This window comes from Pseudoalteromonas sp. S2755 (genome assembly GCF_005886535.1).
GTDB lineage: Bacteria > Pseudomonadota > Gammaproteobacteria > Enterobacterales > Alteromonadaceae > Pseudoalteromonas.
This window is the reverse complement of record NZ_PNDS01000136.1, coordinates 13704-33738: the sequence shown is the minus strand read 5'-3', so window position 1 is coordinate 33738 and position 20035 is coordinate 13704. Positions and strand designations below refer to the sequence as shown.

General features: G+C 42.9%; 18 protein-coding genes. 11 read left to right on the top strand and 7 right to left on the bottom strand.

The features are described from left to right. Positions 1-32 precede the first annotated feature (32 nt). Positions 33-2861: a TonB-dependent receptor domain-containing protein gene (locus CWC03_RS19415; RefSeq protein WP_138583277.1), complete on the top strand. Its 2829-nt coding sequence runs from the start codon at positions 33-35 to the stop codon at positions 2859-2861. 17 nt (positions 2862-2878) lie between these two features. After that, positions 2879-4954, top strand: a complete 2076-nt coding sequence (locus tag CWC03_RS19410) for a basic secretory protein-like protein (protein ID WP_138583276.1) — start codon at positions 2879-2881, stop codon at positions 4952-4954. Between the two features lie 57 nt (positions 4955-5011). Here the strand turns inward: CWC03_RS19410 and ykgO are convergent, their stop codons facing one another. Further along, the gene (gene ykgO, locus CWC03_RS19405) at positions 5012-5152 is read right to left on the bottom strand and encodes a type B 50S ribosomal protein L36 (RefSeq protein WP_010373066.1); all 141 of its coding nucleotides are present in this window, start codon (positions 5150-5152) and stop codon (positions 5012-5014) included. A gap of 5 nt (positions 5153-5157) precedes the next feature. Beyond that, complete coding sequence (locus CWC03_RS19400; RefSeq protein ID WP_010373063.1) at positions 5158-5415, bottom strand: type B 50S ribosomal protein L31; 258 nt, start codon at positions 5413-5415, stop codon at positions 5158-5160. Between the two features lie 452 nt (positions 5416-5867). On the opposite strand from CWC03_RS19400, the gene CWC03_RS19395 reads away from it, so the two are divergent. Then, entirely contained in the window at positions 5868-6122 is a 255-nt protein-coding gene (locus tag CWC03_RS19395) for a hypothetical protein (RefSeq protein WP_010373062.1), read from the top strand. 46 nt (positions 6123-6168) lie between these two features. Here the strand turns inward: CWC03_RS19395 and CWC03_RS19390 are convergent, their stop codons facing one another. Then, positions 6169-6822, bottom strand: coding sequence for a DUF6058 family natural product biosynthesis protein (locus CWC03_RS19390; RefSeq protein ID WP_017216736.1), 654 nt, complete (start codon positions 6820-6822; stop codon positions 6169-6171). A gap of 174 nt (positions 6823-6996) precedes the next feature. Here CWC03_RS19390 and CWC03_RS19385 point away from each other — a divergent pair, with 174 nt between their 5' ends. The 5 genes from CWC03_RS19385 to CWC03_RS19365 all read left to right on the top strand — a co-directional run bounded on the left by CWC03_RS19385 (position 6997) and on the right by CWC03_RS19365 (position 13773). Beyond that, a complete protein-coding gene (locus CWC03_RS19385) occupies positions 6997-7911 on the top strand; it encodes a dihydrodipicolinate synthase family protein (protein ID WP_138583275.1) in 915 nt (304 codons plus the stop codon). Positions 7912-7966: 55 nt separating this feature from the next. Then, entirely contained in the window at positions 7967-9250 is a 1284-nt protein-coding gene (locus CWC03_RS19380) for a DEAD/DEAH box helicase (protein WP_138583274.1), read from the top strand. Between the two features lie 245 nt (positions 9251-9495). Next, complete coding sequence (locus tag CWC03_RS19375) at positions 9496-10392, top strand: helix-turn-helix domain-containing protein (protein WP_138583273.1); 897 nt, start codon at positions 9496-9498, stop codon at positions 10390-10392. A gap of 130 nt (positions 10393-10522) precedes the next feature. Next, on the top strand, positions 10523-12310 hold the full coding sequence (locus tag CWC03_RS19370; protein WP_249314083.1) for a CDC27 family protein: 1788 nt from the start codon (positions 10523-10525) through the stop codon (positions 12308-12310). Positions 12311-12576: 266 nt separating this feature from the next. Next, positions 12577-13773, top strand: a complete 1197-nt coding sequence (locus CWC03_RS19365) for an alpha/beta hydrolase-fold protein (RefSeq protein WP_138583272.1) — start codon at positions 12577-12579, stop codon at positions 13771-13773. Positions 13774-13840: 67 nt separating this feature from the next. On the opposite strand, the gene CWC03_RS19360 is transcribed toward CWC03_RS19365, so the two are convergent. After that, positions 13841-14272, bottom strand: coding sequence for a nuclear transport factor 2 family protein (locus CWC03_RS19360; RefSeq protein WP_138583271.1), 432 nt, complete (start codon positions 14270-14272; stop codon positions 13841-13843). A 432-nt stretch (positions 14273-14704) separates the two neighbouring features. Further along, positions 14705-15787, bottom strand: a complete 1083-nt coding sequence (gene zapE / locus CWC03_RS19355) for a cell division protein ZapE (protein ID WP_138583270.1) — start codon at positions 15785-15787, stop codon at positions 14705-14707. Positions 15788-15840: 53 nt separating this feature from the next. Here zapE and CWC03_RS19350 point away from each other — a divergent pair, with 53 nt between their 5' ends. The 3 genes from CWC03_RS19350 to CWC03_RS19340 all read left to right on the top strand — a co-directional run bounded on the left by CWC03_RS19350 (position 15841) and on the right by CWC03_RS19340 (position 17589). Next, positions 15841-16440 (top strand): Crp/Fnr family transcriptional regulator, encoded by a 600-nt coding sequence (locus tag CWC03_RS19350; protein WP_138522891.1) that lies wholly within the window; start codon positions 15841-15843, stop codon positions 16438-16440. A 61-nt stretch (positions 16441-16501) separates the two neighbouring features. Continuing rightward, complete coding sequence (locus CWC03_RS19345) at positions 16502-17143, top strand: nitroreductase family protein (RefSeq protein ID WP_138583269.1); 642 nt, start codon at positions 16502-16504, stop codon at positions 17141-17143. Then, a complete protein-coding gene (locus CWC03_RS19340) occupies positions 17140-17589 on the top strand; it encodes a DMT family transporter (protein ID WP_138583268.1) in 450 nt (149 codons plus the stop codon). Before CWC03_RS19345 ends, CWC03_RS19340 begins: the two co-directional genes overlap by 4 nt. Here CWC03_RS19340 and CWC03_RS19335 read toward each other — a convergent pair. Then, positions 17586-18203, bottom strand: coding sequence for a glutathione S-transferase family protein (locus CWC03_RS19335; RefSeq protein ID WP_128726608.1), 618 nt, complete (start codon positions 18201-18203; stop codon positions 17586-17588). The genes CWC03_RS19340 and CWC03_RS19335 overlap by 4 nt on opposite strands. Before the next feature lie 222 nt (positions 18204-18425). Continuing rightward, entirely contained in the window at positions 18426-20030 is a 1605-nt protein-coding gene (locus CWC03_RS19330) for an AbgT family transporter (protein WP_171040286.1), read from the bottom strand. Between the last annotated feature and the right edge of the window lie 5 nt (positions 20031-20035).

Here is a 20035-nt window from a genome sequence, read left to right as displayed (position 1 = left end):
ATTGGAACGTTCCTTTAAATTGTGGGGGTCTTATGACAACAATAATGTATAAACATAGCCTGATCGCCGCTGCTGTTCTTGCAGCGGTAGCAACTAACTCAGTAACAGCCGCAACAGATGAACAAGCAGAAGAAATAGAACGTGTTGAGGTGACAGGATCGCGTATCAAGCGTATCGCCATTGAAGGTGTGACCAATGTTCAAAGTCTCTCTTCCGCTGATATGGTCAGAAGTGGCTTTAACACAGTATATGACGCACTGAGTAGTATTTCAGCCGCCAATGGCGCTGTTCTCGGTGAAGTAGAAACTGGCTCCTATACACCTGGTGCCAAAGAGTTAAACCTATTAGGCGTTGGACCTGAATACACACTTATTCTTGTTAATGGCAAACGCTTGGCCTATTACCCAATGCCTTACGGTGGCCAAACCAATTTTGTTAATCTCGATATGTTGCCAACGGCGATGGTAGAACGCATCGATATTCAATCTGGCGGCGGCTCTGCAATCTATGGTTCAGACGCAATGGCTGGGGTAGTCAATATTATTACCAAAAAAGGTATGGACGAGCATGTCGTTGAAGCATTCTACGGCCAAGATACCTATGGTACGGGTGATAAAAAAGGCTTGTCGTTTGTTGGTGGTTTTGAGCAAGACAACTTTACGTTTGACTACTCACTAGAATACAAGACGGAAGAGGCGCTAACTGGTGCCGACAGACCTTTTCATGACAGCGTTTGGGATAATCCAGACCCAACAAACAAGCGAGAGCTTAATCGTTCAATTACTGTATGGGCAGAAAACACCGAGTTCAAAAATCAATATTCAGCGCAGTACTGCAACACTGATGACAATCCACACCCGACTGCAGTTCAGCACTTTATTAGCCGCAATGATTACGGCCTAAGCTGTGGGTGGGATGAAACCGGTAACAATTTGCTCCGTAACCAAGTTGAAACCATGAGTTTGTATATCAACTCGGTGTACAGTATCAACGACGAACACAGTTTTTTTGTTAACGGATTTTATATCGATCAAGAAAAGAAAGGAGCACGAAATCCGTTCTTCTTTGCTCATGCAGAGTCAATTCACGGATCTATGTTTTGGGATCCTGATATCAAAAATAAAGCTGGTGGCTACGGCGCTCCAGTTAAGTATATGTGGCGGATAGTGAATGATTCAGAATATACAAATGATGGTTTAGGTCGGGTATACGATGATAAATCTTATTCATTTAGTTTTGGTCTTGAAGGGGAGATAGCAGATTACTATTACTCCGTTGGCTTCAGCCGTTCACAATACGATTTCTCTGATAGGTACTTGCACCACACGGTTGAAGGAAATAACTGGCTAAAAGGACCAAAGTTGGGAGAGGTTGATGGTATGCCAATCTACCGTCCAAATTACCAAGCTTTTTTTGCGCCTCTGACCCAGGACAATATGTATAACATGGCTGATTGGGCAACCTACGATGGCTTGTCGTTTAATGAAACTCTAACTGCAGATCTGTCTGGGGATTTATTTGAATTGCCAGCAGGATTTGTGTCTTTTGCAGCGTATATTGAGCTGATGAAAGAAGGGACGAGCGCGACGCCAGATAGCAGAATATTAAATAAAGAATTTGTCGGTCTAACAGGTGTTATCACCGATGGTGAACGTAACCGTTATGCAGCTGCGACAGAATTTATGATCCCTATTACTGAACAGATCTCTAGTGAAATAGCGCTGCGTTATGACCACTATGATGATATTTCTGATGTTGGTGGGGCATTCACTTATCAAGTCGGTTTTAAGTATTCTCCTACTGACGCGCTGATGCTAAGAAGTGCGTATGGCACAACGTTCCGTGGTCCTAGCATGAGCTCAGTATATCAAGGGTTTGCTGGTAACTTTGGACGAGGCTCGGACAGAGTGATTGCAGATGCATGTCTACGTTTTCAAACCACAGGGGATCCCGCTCAATATAATGCTGATGCATTAACTATCAGCTGTGCAGACTTAGACACAACAAATAGCAATGAGCCAAAGCTAGATGCTGACTTTGAGACAATCTCGGCAGGCGATCCAACTTTAAAAGAAGAGTCTGGTCATTCATTAACCTTTGGTCTGGTGTATGAGTACTCCCCTGAGCTGTCATTCAATGTTGATGTTTATGACATTGTCTTAAAAGACAAAATTACTCGACTTGGGTCTGGCGAAATTCTTGATAACGTCTGGAAATGTGAAAACGGCCTAATTGATTCATCCTCTGCTAAATGCGCCAATATGCAAGACAGAGTACAGCGTTTTAACCAAGATGGTCTGGCAACCGACTGGTTAGGGAACACGAAAAAAGGGTTACCGTACACCGCAGCAATTATCAGAGAAGGTTATATAAACGCTGCGGAAAGGCAGCATGGCGGTGTCAACTTTGGTGTGAAGGGCACGTTTGAGTCAGAACTTGGTGAGTTTATTTATAAGCTTGATTACAGCCATGTTTTAAAGAAAAAAGAAAAGCTTCGTCCCGAAGATCCGCTTGAAGATGTGTTAGACAGTCAAGATAACTATAACTTCAAAGATATGGCATCGTTTAACCTGACTTGGCAGTTGGAAAAGACCGCAATTTCATGGCAGGTAAATTATAAAGGAAAAAATTGGAACGGTGCTGATTTTGGTCAAAGAGAAAAGTTACCAGCATGGATAAAGCATAACCTAACCATTGGTCACTATATCAATGACAACACGCGAGTGATGTTTACGGTTCAAAACTTATTAAATGCAATGCCACCTCAGGACGACTCGTTTAGAAGTTACCCATTCTATAAAGCGGGTAATTATGACACGAACGGGCGCGAGTTCTTACTAAAAGTTAACTACCAATTTTAATAATAAAGGGTAACGAAATGAGAAAATTAATGCTATCAGCGGTGGCAATGGCCGTCGCTGCGACACTAATAGGCTGTAATGATGGGTCTGAATTTGTTGAACGTGACAAGCCTGAACAAACTCAATCATCTGGGCAGCCAGACTCTGGTGCACTGCGTAATATCACCTTAGATACTGGGGTTGAGATAGAGGCTATTTTAGCAGATGGTGTACAAGCCTCACCTGCAGGTGAAAGTGTCGACAAACTTATCGACGCTAACACGAGTACAAAATTCCTGGCTTTTGCGTCAAACGTCACTGTAGTGTTTAAAGCCGCTACAGAGATTGAACTTAGAGAATATAGCTTTACGTCAGCAAACGATGAAGCGAACCGAGATCCAAAACAGTGGGTAGTATATGGCTCAAATGATAAATCAGAGTGGATTGAGCTGGACTCAAGAGCGGGAGAAATATTCTCTGCTCGAGGACTGACTCGCAATTTTGAATTGGCCGAAAGCGGCGAAAAGTATCGCTATTTCAAATTTGATTTAGTACATGGTGGTACAGATAGCTATGGTGCTGATATTACGCAACTAGCGGAACTCGAAATCAAAACGGTATCGGATATTCCTATCGTCGCATTTAATGCGACAAACACGACTCCTGAAGTCTCTGAGTATATTGTTTTTAGAGATGAGTCGCTAGTTAACCCGACTCACTGGCAGTGGACGTTTGAAGGTGGTATTCCTGCGACAAGTACAGAGCAAAGCCCATTGGTTAAGTTTGAAGCTTTAGGGCCAAAAACCATTACACTGGTTGCGAGTAACGACAAAGGGGAAGCGACATTAGTTCAGCAAGACTTTATCCGTGTGTGGGATCCAGTCTCGCCATGGGCAGGGTTTCCAGAGCCTGTGATTGAAGTAAAAAAGGAACTACCAGAGCACCCAGGACAGCGGGCGCTTGAACGTGCGGTACCAGATCTAAATGCCCTTATTCATGAAATCTCTTTGAAGATTGCCAAGCGCTTATTTAATAATGTAACCGAAATCAACGTTTTTGAGCACGTTACTTTTATCACCGGAGACTTTGATGCGCCGGCATCAAAGGCCGGTGAAGGCAAATTTATGGAGCTTAGGTTTGATGTTAAGCACATCGCCAACCTAGAGGGTCTTGGAGATGAAGCTATCCGTAACGAAGTCATTGGCGTGCTGTGGCATGAGCTGACCCATGGTTACAACAACGTTCCGGCTGAAGGAGAATATCGTCCGGGCACGGATTATCACACCTATCTTGAAGCGCTGGCTAACTTTATTCGAATTGATGCTGGTTACTTAGAGCATAGACGCGATGGAGTCCGCTGGATGGAGCACTACAATGTTGATGCTTACGATCAAACAGCATTCTTTTTTGAATGGGTAGAAAACAGTCATCGTAACACCGATTTTATCCGCAAGTTTAATGCGGCAGCAAAAACGCTTGATGCGTGGAGTTTAGACACCGCTTTTAAGTCTATATTTGGTGAACAACGTGGGATTGATGCGGTATTTGAAGAGTATCAAGTTTACCTTGCCAGCGTCGGTAAGTTACCACCAGTACCACTTGGCTATCAGAACTTTGCACCCACTAGCACTCAGGTAACAACAAACGGAACTGCACTTGTGCCTTTTAATGAGGGAGCTGATAAGCTTAATGATAGAAATATTACCTCTAAATTTAATGTGGTGTTGGAAGCCCCTGCTTGGCTTGCACAATATGCACCTGACTTGTTGCCGATAAAACAGGTTGATAGGGCCCAGGTTAACTACGTGTTTGACAGCGCTAAAACAGCAAAATACTACTCGTTAGCGACAGCGGGAGACAACCCTCATCGCTTTCCTAACGCGTGGCAGCTACAGGGCTCAAATGACGGTACGAATTGGATTACGCTAGATACTCAACAGTTCAGCGAACTACCTAATACGATGGAATACTATAGCTTTGCTATCGAGAGTCCAAATGCGTATACCCAGTATCGTTTGGAACTTGAGCATACCCGCGAGGGCGGTGGAATTGGCGGTGCTAGCGGACGCCTAATTCAACTAGGCGAATTCTCATTGTGGGAAGCAAAAGAATAGCTTTTTAGTTAAAAGGTGGGCAATGCCCACCTTTTTAAAACGTACTTATTTTGACTTTTAACGTTTCTTCTTCTTTTTACCTTGAACCGCTTTAAATCGCGGATTAGATTTACAAATTACGTAAACCCGACCGCGTCTTTTTACGACTTGGCACCCCGGTCTATTTTTAGCGCTTTTGAGTGAGCTCAGTACTTTCATTTGGTTTATCCTTTTTTAGTCGCAAGGTTTTTAAAGCGACGGTTAAATTGTGCAACTCGACCATCACTTGCCACCAACTTCTGTTTACCTGTGTAGAAAGGGTGAGACGCACTAGAGACGTCAATTGGGAAGTAAGGGTAAGTCTTACCATCTAGTTCAACGGTTCTGTCTGATTTAATGGTTGAACCGACAATAAAGTACTTATCAACCGATGTATCATGGAAGGCAACAAGTTGATAATCAGGGTGGATATTGGGTTTCACGACAACGACTCCTAAATAATGTGTTGTTATATTGTATCAATATAAATTAAATAAAAACTATTCTCAACAACTAATTTGTTGTTGCCGCTATTTAGCGCGATACGCCTAATTTGTCGACGCATGCGGAACTAAACTGAGTGCATCTTGAGCAGTTGATTAAAAGGGGCTTACTTTCCTTAAAATTGCCTGATATAACTAGTTCTAGATAGTTTCTCAAGTAGTCATGTTGGTGTTGGCCCTTAACCGGAATAGTAGCGAATAGACTTTTTTGGAATATAACTATCGATGTAAGCCTGTTGGTTTGATAGATATGAGATAAAAGAGTGGGATTCAATTGAGGCTAGTGGTTAGTAACCTTCACTAAATGAGAGAGGCCTAGCAAATAATTAAAACCTAGTACGTTCGCGAAAGTACTTTGTTCGCCAACGCAATACAGATATAGAGCATTTATTATGGATAAACATGCTGAGTTAGATAACTCAATTTTAGCTAAGCTTCACAGCAGCGATGACAGCGCGTTACAGCAAGAATTAGATACACTTTCTTGCACACATAGTGACATAGTGACACTACTGGCACAGTATCAAACGCTCAGTGAGCAAGATGATGAACTGTTCGATGCTTGGTACGACAGCTTATGTAAAGATCAGTTAAAGGTCTTAAAAGCATTTGAGATAATTCGTGCGCACATAGAACAGCAAATATAAAGACGCATAGATTGTCTGGCGAAACGGTTGTGCGCCAGACGGCAGATTATTTGATTGATAAGTCGTACTTACTAATCAATTGGTCAATGTATCGAGTGCGTAGCGACTCTGTTTGCTCAGCTTGAGTATTGGCCGCTAGTGCTTTGTTCAGTAGCTTCATGGCGCTGTGTACTTGACTACGTTGCTCTGGGGCAATGCTGCTGGCGGTTCTTGCTTCTGTAATGTCGTCGATAATCGCGCGGCCTAGATCAATATAAAGCGCTTCCTCTACGAGACCATTTTGGCTGATCACTCCATACTTGCCACATAAAAACTGTTGCCAAACTTGTTGTACATGCTCTGTAAGATCATCACTAAAGCTTGGATCTTCGGTGTAAAAGCCTTTTTCAATACATTTCGCAAGTGCTTCACAGTAACGCTGTTGAAATAACTCAAATGCACTACTTGATTGATCGACTTTATGTTTAAGTAAAAGTTGCCCCCAATTGAGTAGGCCTCGGGCATAAAAATCAGTATATTCTTCACATTCGTACAGGCCAAAGTACGAACTACACTTAATTTGATTTTGAATACTATAACTAGGATTTGGGAATAGGCTCATTTGTTGCCATTCTAAGAGCTGTTCTTCAGGTATCTTTAAGCTGCTGCTCAGCTCCAAAGTGGTATAAAAGTGCGTATTTAGAAAATGTGTCAGTCCCATAAAATTAAACTGGATAAATATACAGTGCTTTTGATTTTGCTGGATCTTTACGCAAATAACAAGTACTAAAGTTAAATTTCGTTAGATTTAACCGATTTACTCAGGTTTATGGGTCGGATCTCAGTCAGATTTATGGTAAAAATGGCTGTCAACTGGAAGAGTAATAGAAAGACAATGCATCAGATCCAATCAATAAAAAAAGCAAGCTTAATTACCGCTATTAAAACCCCTTACACAATGGCGGGTGAAATTGACTTAGATACTTACGACAAGCTAGTCGAAGCGCAAATTGCAGGCGGTGTCGATGGTATTGTTGTCGGTGGCACCACAGGTGAAGGCCAACTAATGAATTGGGAAGAGCACTTAATGCTCATTGCCCATTCTGCGAATAAGTTTGGCGATAAACTGCTGATTGTTGGCAACACTGGCAGCAATAACACCAGAGAAGCAAAAAAAGCGACTGAATATGGGTTTGCATCAGGCATGCACTGTGCATTACAAATAAACCCGTATTATGGTAAAACCTCAATTGCGGGTGTGAAGGCTCACCTGAAAGAAGTATTAGAAATCGGTCCTGGTTTTATTTACAACGTGCCAGGTAGAACGGGACAAGATATTACGCCTGATATCATTGAGCCGCTGGCCAACCACAAGCATTTTGTTGGCATGAAAGAATGTGCGGGTGATGAGCGTATCGCACACTATGAAGCGAAAGGTATTGCGTGTTGGTCAGGTAACGATGACCAAGCTCACGATAGCCGCCATAACAGTCAATCTCACGGTGTTATTTCAGTTGCTTCAAACATCATTCCGGGCTTATTCAGACAATTGATGGATATGCCTAACCAAGCGCTTAACCAGTCATTGCAACCGTTAATGAACTGGCTCTTCTGCGAACCAAATCCAATTGCTATCAATTCGGCTTTGATTATGACTGGCGCAGTCAAACCGGTATTTAGATTGCCTTATGTACCACTGTCGCCAGCACAGCAAAAAGAAGGGATTGAACTACTTTCTCAGTTAAAGGAAAGTGACTTTGTTGGCTCGACACCAAAATTAATTGACGAAACCTTGCTTAAGTTTTGTTAAAAGTCGGTTTGTCATTTATAATCTGCGACCGTTTTTGACTCGGTCGTAGGTTATTATGGCAACGTTTTCTTCATTTAGTTTCGCACAGCCTCTTTTAGATGCGCTGCAAGACATCAATTTTCATACATTAACGCCAATTCAACAGGCGGCTATCCCAGCTGTCCGTCAAGGTAGTGATGTGCTCGCAACAGCGCAAACTGGAACTGGGAAAACCGCAGCTTTTGCATTACCTATCATCCAAAAATTGCTTGAGGCTGAAGCACAGTCGACGCCAAGAGCATTGATTTTGGCGCCAACGCGTGAGCTTGCCGAGCAAATTGCCAACAACTGCGCGACATTTGCAAAGTACACAGACTTAAAAGTGCAGGCACTATTTGGCGGGGTTAACGCCAATGGCCAAGCTGAGCGCTTAAAGCAGGGCGTGGATATTTTGGTGGCGACCCCTGGACGCTTGTTAGATCATATTCGCTTAGGTAATGTCACGTTAAGTAACGTTAAACATTTAGTGTTAGATGAAGCCGACCGCATGTTAGACATGGGCTTTATCACCGACATGCAAAAAATCATTGAGCTGGTGGATAAGCAAAAGCAGCTATTGTTGTTTTCTGCAACTTTCCCGTCGGCAATGAAACAGTTCGCGAAACAAGTCTTGGATCACCCTAAGTTAATCCAAGCGGCGCCAGAAAATAGTACAGCCGACACGGTTCGCCACGTTGTTTATCCAGTTAAAGAAGAACGTAAGCGCGAGTTACTATCTGAGCTGATCGGGACCAAAAACTGGCAACAAGTGCTAGTGTTCGTCAATATGAAAGAAACAGCGGACAAGCTAGTTGAAGAGCTAAAGCTGGATGGCATAGATGCAAATGTATGTCATGGCGACAAGACTCAAGGCGCTCGTCGTCGCGCTTTAAGAGAGTTCACCGAAGGCAAAGTACGCGTGATGGTTGCAACCGAAGTCGCAGCTCGCGGATTGGACATCGTTGGCCTGCCACGCGTGGTTAACTACGATGTGCCTTATCTTGCCGAAGATTATGTTCACCGTATCGGAAGAACTGGTCGTGCAGGTCAGTTTGGTTATGCGATCACCTTTGTAAGTCGCGAAGAAGAATCTGATCTTATTCATATTGAACAGTTAATTGAGCAGCAAATTTCCCGCTATTATCTGCCAGGCTACGAAGTGGCAAACCGTGAAAGGCTGGTTGAAACAATACAGAAGAAACCAGCGCATCAACGTCGTAAGGCGCGGGTGAATAAGCCTTCGAATCAAGCAAGTGCAGAAGCAAGATTAAAAAACCGCTCTCGTATTGCAAATGTACGTAAGCAGCAAAAGAAGAAGTAAGATTGTGTTTTTGCTTTATTTACAACGCCAGCTAGCACGCTGGCGTTGTTGTTTTTAGCCAATGTGGCGTACAATGGCGAAAAATAATTATAAAAATACGGCTTGTGCTTCAGTCATTTCACATTGTTCCAGTTAATGTAATCCAACTCGTCTCTGTTGGGGCCTATCTCCTCGCAATATTAATTTTTGCCAATCAACCACGCGCACGAATGCTCCTCATTTATTTGTTATTTCAATGTGTACTGATGGCAACCAACTTCGCTGAAGAAGCGTTAGGGGTTAGAAGTTATTTACTTATCACGCCTGTATTTACCCTAGCTACTGGGCCTTTCGTCTATTTTCTGTTTAAAAATTTACTGCACGCCAATCAACATAAGCAAGAGCTAAGGTTAGTCCATTTCTTACCTGTTTTTCTGGCGCTTCCATTTACTGAACACACCCCGCTTGTGATTGCGTTTGGTACAGTTAGTCAGTTGATTTATTTTGCTTTTACGGTACAACTTGTTGGTAGTTACCAGCGAGCATCCGCGGAGATCAGAGCGGACGTCAATACGCGCGATTTACAGTGGATCAGAACAACGGTTGTCTTGTTTATGATCTTTGCTACGGTGGATTTAGTCAGGCTCAATATGCAAACATACAACAACATCAGCACTAAAGCACTTTGGTATTTTATTGACTTAGTGTGGTTACTTGCAATTAATCTTTACCTAGTTGTCAAAGTACACAATCAACCACACCTCGAAGATTCCATAACGCAAGCTCAAGAAATAACGCTCAATGAGGTGGATAAACAGTTAGAGGATCCAACCGAGATATTCAATGCAATTCATAACACGATTATGCAGCACTATTTATATCGCCAGCCACGATTGACTATTCACGATGTTGCTGAGGTAGTTGGACTTGGGGTAAAGGATATTTCTTGGGCCATCAATACTTGTGGTGGTTACAACTTTAATGAGTATATCAATAGCCTGCGGGTCGATGAGGTAAAACAGCAACTACAGTGCGAAAAGCAAGCAACGCCCAACTTGTTAGCGCTCGCAATGAGTGCTGGGTTTAACTCAAAATCCTCGTTTAACAGTGTTTTTAAAAAGCAAACGGGTTACACTCCAAGTCAATTTTCAAAATTAATATAAGTATATTAACCAATTGCTTATACTGAATTCTGGGTGTTTTTTAAAGTCCTAGAAGTACAAAATCCTGATATTGCACGCCTTATAAAGTCGTTATAGGTAATCTTGGGTTAAATCGATAACAAGGATAAAGATGATGTATTCAAGTTTTCTCACTCATGTGGCCACTTGCCTGACTTTTAGTAGTTTGTTTATCGCGCAGCCTGCAAAGGCTGAATCTATTCGGGCGCTGACATCAACGAGCGAACAAGCACATGTTGCACAGCAACAAACTGTTAAATCCCCAGTAGATTACCTAAATACACGGATCAACGCACTAGCGTTGGTACGTAGCAAAAATTGGCAACAGGCGTTACCACAACTGCAAAAGCTTACTAGGTCGTATCAAGATGACGGAGACACTTGGTATCTATTGGGATTAACGCAAATACAATTAGCGCATTATGAGCAAGCTATCATTGCGCTGAAAAAGGCGTTGTCACTGGGTGTAAACCTAACCAATGTACCTACCGGTTCGCGCCCCTCAAATGACATTATGATAAAGATTGCAGGCGCGTATGCTGCACTAGGTAAAGTGGATGAAGCTAATCAGTGGCTGAGTAAGTCTTTGTCAGCGCGGTACGACGAACGCAGTAGCTTAGCAAATAAAGGCGTTTTCGACTCCATCAAAGATAATATGCAATTTCAGCGTCTTACAGGTAACTATAAAGACACTTCGCTCACTCGGGATCAGCAGTGGAATGCAGATTTAGATTTCTTACTCTCAGAAATTAAGCGGTTGCATGTTAACGAACAGGCTAGTAACAACCTGGATTTAATTACGTTGGCAAATAATTTGCGCTCAGATATACCCAAGTTAACTGATCAGCAAATTGTCTTCGGTATGATGCAAATGATAGGCAGGCTTGGTAACGGGCATAACTTTATCGTACCGACCTTCGGAGAAAAAGGGAATTTCACTCGTTTGCCAGTGCAGTTTTATGCCTTTATCGATGGCCTTTACATTGTTGATGCTGAAGCTGAGTTTAGTGATTTAATCGGCCATAAAGTCACAGCCTTTGGACAAACACCAACCGCAGAAGCAATGGCGAAAGTTGCCGAAATTAATCCACGAGATAATGAAATGCAGCAGCTTTGGCTTGCGCCTTATTACCTCGCCATGCCCGAAGTACTCGCAGGACTAGAGTTAAGCGATGCGTCAAATGAGGCGTCTATCACGGTAGAAAATGCACAGAATATGCAAAAGACCATTCGCCTTAGAGGTCGAACATTTGAATTTCGCGGCTTTCCGACTTTGCCAGAAAATAATCAAAAAAGCCCACAATATCTGCAAAACGTCACTAAACCTTATTGGTACGAAGTGGATAAAAGCAATGGGATTTTGTACGTACAGTTTAATGCCGTTGCACAGATGAAAACGCAGTCGCTAGCGCAATTTAGTGCGGAGTTGATAGAGAAAATAAAACACGGTGAAGTAAGCCACTTGGTGCTGGATTTACGACACAATAGTGGTGGCAATGGCTCCATCTTACCACCATTACTAAAGGCACTTATTTATTTCGAAGCGGCAAAGCCAGCAGGCAAGTTATTTGTAGTGATGGGACGTAATACCTTTTCAGCAGCGCAAAACCTCTTAACCAATATCGATAGCTTTACCAATGCAATCTTGGTTGGAGAACCAAGTGGCTCTCGGCCAAATCATATTGGTGAAGCTGGAAGGTTCCGTTTACCGTTCAGTGGGGTGTTTGGGCTCGTTTCGTCGCAGTTTCATCAAACTTCTCGCGCAGAAGACCACCGTATTTGGATTGCACCACATATGCCGGTATTGCCAGACTCTACGAGCTACTTCAATGGTGTAGATCCCGCCATGAAAGCCATTTATAGTGTATTGGATAAAAACGTCGATGGTTTGAGTAAGTAACCAACCATTGCGTTAGTTGAGCGCTTTTTTAGGTCAAACCATAAAAGGAAGTGGCAGAAATGATAATTCCGGCAGCGTTATTGTTGCCGGTGTTTTTTGAGTGGGTTGTTTTCTTTGTGATTGCCGCTTTGCTGTATTTCTCCGTTTAAGTGCATGCGCAGACTATCTCAAACGTAAGCCTGCAAAAAGAGGAACATGGGGTGCTATCAATTCCTGAACCGTTATGCTAGCTTTGTTAGTGAAATCAAATAAATGGAATAATAATAATGAAAATAGGTAACGCAGTTCGGTGCTTGTTTGCTGTGATTTTTGCGGCTTTCTTTTCGGGAGCAGCGATGGCCGAGTCCGAAGAAAAGACAAAGCAAGGATATGAGCAACAAACAAAAACCTTGATGTCAAAAGTGCTTGATGAAAAGAGAACTTTTACAATTCAACTACCCAAAAGCTATCACACCAACCCCAATAAAGAATACCCTGTGATTTATCGCCTTGATGGTAAAGGCAACCTTCCGTTGATGACCGCAGTACTTGAGCGTTTGCACGGAGCAAACGTTTCTGCGGCACCTGAAGTTATTATTGTTGCAATCGAAAATACAGACAGGTTAAGAGATCTCTATCCAACTAAGAATAAAGAGCCTGCAGGACCTATGGATATTGGTGGAGGAGCACCCAAGTTTTTAGAGTTTATCGAGACTGAGCTTATTCCTTATGTGAATCAGACCTACCGCACTCATGATTTTAAAGTCATTGCCGGTGCATCTGCAGCGGGTACTTTTGCGCTTTATGCTTTGCAGGCAAAGCCTGAGCTATTTCAAGCACATATTGCTTATAGTCCAGCGGTATGGTGGAACTTTGGCGCGACAGCAAAGAGTACTAAAGCGTTTATTTCCAAAACGAAGCAGTTAGATAACTTTCTGTATATCACAATTGGTGAGGAAGGCGGCGTGATGCGCGAAAGATACGACGATATGGCGCGCTTTCTAGCAGCAAATCAACCACATGATTTGCGCTTTTTCAGTGAGTCCTACGACAATGTTCCTCATGGACTTGTGTCTGCAGCTGGTATGTTTAGCGCGTATCAAAAGCTGTTTTTGCCAACTCAAATGCCTGCGCGTGCGTATACCGGTGAATTGAGCTCTATTACTAAGTATTATCAACTACTGTCTGCTCAATATGGCGAGGTTTTTGAGCCACAGGAAGCCGTGATCAGAGAGCTTGGCTATTACCACGTAAGCATGGGTAACGTGAAAGAAGCAATTAAGTTGTTTAAGTTTGGCGTTTCACGCTATCCAAATAATGCAGATGCCTACAACGGCTTAGCATATGGCTATGAAACCGACAAACAATACCAAGCATCTTTAGAGCAAGTAAACAAAGCGCTGGCATTGTCATCGAAGGGTGATGGTGGCTACGATGTCTTTGTTGCTCGTAAAGAGCGGCTAACTAAACTACTTGGTGAGTAATAATCAAAATCGTAAATAGGCCACTTAGGTAATCCATGTGGTCTATTTTTTGAGTATTTATTGCCACTTAAAAATAGTGGCGAATACGCTTTATTTTTTCGCCGCTAAACTCAAACAGTGTCATAAGCTTTTGTTTATTTTCTTTTTCATCCGAGTTACCTTGCTGATCAACGCAAGGATGCAAATACTCAACGGTCACCGCATTAAGGCCTTCAATGATGTTTGTGACTTCGATATCGCATTTTCCGTATTGGCCTAGATAGCTGAGTAAGCCTTTTTTGTATTCTTCTTTTGATAATACGGCATTAAAGCGAGGGTGCTCGAATGAGGCGTCTGGCGTCAAAAGCGTAAGTAGGTGGGTAACATCAGACTCTTTTGAATATTGGTGTTCAACGGCTTTTTGTGCCTCGAAGTAAACGTTAACCTTGTTGCTCAGTGTATCAGCGAAGCAAAGACTTGGAACCAGCATGAGTGGCAGCAGTGCATATCGAACTTTCATTATGATTTTCCTTAATTTATTTACTCTGTATTGAATGCAACGTTTCGACCGGGAAATACAAGTTTAGAAAATGGCCATGCCGTTTTTAACCAATAAGTAATCGTTTTATGAACTATTTACCCCATTTAGTTTTATCGAAGTCTGTATCATATTCTTCGTGTTCATATTTTACGTTGTCATGTAATTGAGACAGTAGTGCGTCGATATCTTTGACTGTTGAACCTTTAATAAAAACCGTAACAAGACTGTCGAGCTAATTCTGTGTTTGAGCTTGCATGCGCGTGTTGTCGCACAGTGCTTCTGTTGTTAATGGGGGGAATGAGATAAAAAGAGCAATGAGTGTGGTTTTCTTCATGAAAATATCCCTGTTTATTATTATTTGCAACAGGTTAGCACTCGGTTGTAATTTATACAATGACAAGGATTGTAAGCTCAGCAGGCGCGAAGAGACCAACTTTGCATTTCTGTCACTCGACTAATACAGCGAGCGAATGCAAATGCCAGTTGCTCTCCTTGGTAAATTTGCTCAATCGGCGCATCTGCCAAAAAGACAACCAGTACTTTGGCTTCGTAACACTCATCGATAAGCGCAATCAGGCGTCTGGCTTCATCATCACCAATTCTAGCTTGTGTTGTATCACTTGGGCGGATATAGCCTTCCTCAGTTCCTTGCGCTACATCTTTGTTTTCAGGGGTGACACCCAGTAGCGGTAACTCAGAGATAAAAATACAGCTAAATTGCTGTGCAAGTTCGATATAGTCATTGGTAGCGCGAGGGCTTGAGCAGATCTCCATAAAATCAAAACACGCGATGCTTTCATTTGCGCCAAGCACGTTAATTAGACGATGATTAATCTCCAGAACGCTCGGTTTGAATATGCCACCGGCATTAGTAAAGGCGTCCCCAAACGCTTGTTTATCGTTGACGAAGTAGTGGTTTGCCGTTGTGCCTTTGCTAAATCGGTGATCTGTCTCACCACACACTGATATCACATCGCAGTGACTTATAAGCAGTGCTATCGTTGGCTCAAAGCGGTCTCGGTGTAATCCATCTTTATATAACTCGGTTGGGTGACAATTAGAGGTTGCAACTAAGGTCACGCCAGCTTCAAAAAGGGCTTCAAACAATCTCGCCATGATGATGGCATCGCCGATATCGGTGACAAAAAATTCATCAAAGCACAATAACGAAGTGTGCTCTGCCCAATTTTTGGCGATCCGCTTTAAAGGGTCTTTCACGCCTTGTATCTGATTGAGTTCTTTATGCACCTGCTGCATAAAGTGATGAAAGTGAAGGCGAGTTTTATCTGTGATGTTAGTGAATTCATAAAACCAATCCATCAGCATTGTCTTGCCACGCCCGACAGGGCCATAAAAATAGATGCCTTTAGTCGAATGACCACTAGCGAGTGAGTGAGAAAGGGTATCTAACGCTGAAATTGCAGCTTGCTGCGCTGCATCAGGAGTAAGATTTCCACATTCAATTTGTGCTTGATAATGGCTAGAGATTGACATAGACACTGCAAATAGGAATAGTTAATCCGAATAATATCATAAAGCTAGAACTCATGGATGCACTAACAAGATTAAAACAAGCAGTAGACGCCTATTATCCACTTTCTCAAGAAACCTGGTCCGCTATTGCTGCGATCACCAGCATCAAACTACTCGAGAAAGATGAGTGGCTATACCAAGAGGGTGAATACCTAACAACTTTTGCATTTTTACATCAAGGGTTAGTTAGATTAGTAAACACCAATGCTGCTGGGCAGGAATACAACAAACGCTTTTTTGTAGCTGGGGAGTTTCCAGGTGTGATGCATGCTTTACACCGTGCTGAACCCGCTAATCAGGGGATCCAAGCCTTAGAACCGACTGAGGTTGTGCTAATTAATTTTAAACAGTTTAGAGCACTGCTTATGGATAATCCGGAATTAATGCGGTTTCAAATATTGTATCTTGAGAAGAACTGGTTGTTAGAAAAGGATAAGCGAGAACTTTATATGGTGCAGTTAGATGCCACGGAGCGTTATCTTTCATTTTTAAAAGAGCAGCCAGAACTTGCTGAGCGTGTACCACAATACCATTTAGCGTCACACCTTGGGATCACTCCTACGCAGTTAAGTCGGATAAGAAAATCGTTAAAAAACTCTGGCTCGTTTACATAGGTAAATGAGCCAAGCTCTTCACCTTGTTAAAGTTGCCTCAACACATAATGGAGAGCAACTTATGAATACATCACAATTAGAGTCATTATTAAATTGGCGTTACGCCGTCCGCAAGTTTTCACCGTTGTCAGTAGAGCAAAGTAAGGTAGACAAATTAATTGAGCTTACTGGTTTGAGTGCGTCCTCTTATGGTTTGCAATCATACAAAATACTACAAATTACAGATCAAAAAACCAAACAAGCCTTGTTTCCATATTCTTACGGACAACAGAAAGTGGTAGATAATAGCCACCTTTTACTGTTTGCAGCAGACATGTCGCCGCTGGATCGACAAATAGACAGGTATATGGCCGACTTTAAGAGTAATAGAGACTTAAGCGATAATGTCTATTCTCTGATGGCTGCGGGGATGAAAGAAGTGCTTGGAGGGATGGGTCCAGAGGCTCAGTATCGTTGGTGCTCAGAGCAAGTCCATCTAGCGTTAGGTACTTTACTCGTTGCTGCGGCAAGTATGGAAATAGATGCTTGTCCAATAACAGGAATTGAGAAGAAAGCGATCGATGTAAAACTGGGCCTTGCTGAAAAGCAGCTAAGTACGGTTTTGGTTGTGCCGCTTGGGATCCGCTGTGCTTCAGATAAAAGTGCGATTGCACCAAAGGTTAGAAAGACCCAAGAACAACTGACCGAAGAGATGATGTTATGATCTTTGGGTTACTTGCTATTTTCGCAGGTGGCGCTATTGCGGTGCAAGCGAGTATGAATGCACAACTTGGCGGCTTGTTAAAAAGTCCGATATTAGCTGCTGGCGTAGCATTTACCGTCAGCGCATTCTACGCTTTTATTGCCTTTCGGATATCTGATAATGTGCTGCCAGCCCCGTCCGAGCTGAAAGCCGTACCTTGGTATTTGTGGTGTATAGGTGGGATGCTAAGTGCCACGGGGGTAGGGCTATGCTATTTTTTGATCCCCAAAATGGGTATTGGCAACCTGATGGCTTATTACTTATGTGGTCAAATGGTGGTTGCTATGGTGATCGGTCAGCTTGGACTTTTCGGTGTACCTTATACGCCTATTAACCTACAAAAGGTCGTGGGCGTGATTGCTGTGCTGACCGGTATTGTGCTTATTAACGTTAATCGTTCAGGCTAAAACTCAGCCATTTCTAAGGCTTTGTTGATAGCTGGTGTTGCCGAAATTTGGCGATAATAACGGCGTAAATTTTTAAGTGAAGGAGTTCTTTCTAAAAATGTCTTCGCACGCTCACAAAGCATAAATAAATAGCTGTCGCATAGCGTAAATTGATTTGCAAACAGGTAATGATTGTCTTGGAGTAGAGCATCTACGATGCCAAAACCTTGTTCTAATCGACCTTGCTGTGAGCGAATAAGATCGTCATACATCAAGGCACTTTGGGTATGTCGTTCTGGGTAGGTGTACATCAATAAGTCGCTGTGAATAGAAGCGCTCATAAAATGCATCCATTGCAGGCACTGTGATTTCAGTTTTAGCTCAGTTGGAATAAGCTGCTTGTCGATGTGTTTCTCTGCAAGGTACTGAGAAATGGCAGCGCTTTCAAACAAGGTAAAATCGTCATCAACGAGCGCTGGCACCTGCCCAGCAGGACTAAGTTTTAAATATTGCGCACTACGGTTGGCATTTTTTTTGATATCAACTAGTTCAAGTTGATACGGCTCGCCTATGAGTTCTAATAAAATATGAGGTGCAAGGCTCGCACTTTGTGGATAGTAAAAGAGTGTATACATAATTCACCTAATGTTAGGTCACGTGTATCACTAAGGAAAAGGGCATAAAATAGCAGTGAACACGTGAAGTTAGCTCAATACCAATGCAAAAATATCAATGTTATTGGTATCCAAAATCGGCTCCTTCTTCGTTGTCTCCTATTCAACTTTAGGTGAGGGTTGAGGTTTTCACAAATAAAAATGCCAGCAAATGCTGGCATTTAGATAATTTTAAACTGTTACCTACGGTGTATAGTAGATGGGAGAGTTTGGCCCCACAGGCAGGCCAAAGCCAAATACCCACACGTAGAATAGCGCTACCCAGCCGATAAAGAAGAACATGCTGTACGGCAACATAGTTGCCACTAGGGTACCTATACCCATGTCTTTTTTGTATTTTGTCGCAACCGCCAATATCAAGCCAAAGTAACTCATCATAGGAGTGATGAGGTTAGTGACTGAATCTCCAATTCGGTACGCTGCTTGAATGGTTTCTGGCGCATAGCCGATAAGCATCAGCATTGGAACAAATATCGGTGCAGTGACTGCCCATTGAGCGGATGATGAACCAAGGCTTAGGTTTACTAGAGCACACATAAGAATAAATAGTACAAATACTTCAGGACCAGTCAGGTTGAGTGCCTGTAACAATGCAGCGCCATTAATTGCAAGGATAGTACCTAGATTTGTCCATTTAAAAAATGCAACAAACTGAGCAGCAAAGAATACCAATACGATATACATGCCCATAGAGCTCATGCTTTTGCTCATAGCGTCAATGATATCACGGTCATTTTTCATGGTGCCAACTACGCGGCCGTACACAAAACCTGGGATAGCAAAAGTAACAAAGATAAATACCACAATCCCTTTTAAAAATGGTGAACCTGCCACTTCGCCTGTTACCGGATGACGTAAAATACCATCTTCCGGTACTATGGTTAACGCAAGCAGGATGCTGACCAACAGGAGTGATACACCCGCCCATTTGAGACCTGATTTTTCTTTTACTGAAAGCTTCTCAATATTGTTTTCGCTTAAATCAACACTTGCTTCTTTCGGATCATATTTTCCTAAGCGCGGCTCTACGATTTTCTCGGTGACTAAGGTTCCCACGATAGCAATTAGGAATACTGAAATCATCATGAAGTACCAGTTCGCTTCAGGACCCACCTGATAATTAGGGTCAATCATCTGCGCCGCGGGAGTCGTGATACCCGCTAGTAGTGGATCGATTGTGCCAAGCAATAGGTTTGCGCTGTAGCCACCAGATACGCCGGCAAATGCGGCGGCTAAACCGGCGAGTGGATGTCTACCAAGGCTATGGAAAATCATTGCGGCAAGTGGAATCAACACAACATAGCCAAGTTCCGATGCGGTGTTAGACAAGATAGCAGCAAACACAACCATGAACGTAACCAAGCGTTTTGATGCACCCATTACCATACCACGCATTGCTGCTGACAACATGCCTGAGTGCTCTGCAACACTCACCCCAAGTAATGCAACAAGTACAGTGCCAAGTGGTGCAAAGCCAGTAAAGTTAGTCACAAGACCAGTCACAATGCGTTGCAGACCCTCAGCACTCATCAAGCTTACGACTTCAATGACACCGTCGGGGTCGCGACCTGCGGAGCCTTCTGGGCGAGGATCGATGGCAGATAACCCCATCCAATCGGCAATACCACTGAATACCACGATGGCGATACAAAACATTGCAAACAAAGTAATAGGGTGGGGAAGCATATTCCCTAAGAACTCAACAGTTGCCAAGAAGCGATTAAATAATCCCCCTTTTTGCCCCTGTTGGTCTTGACTATCAGCTTGCGTCTTTACAGCATTTGACATAGCTA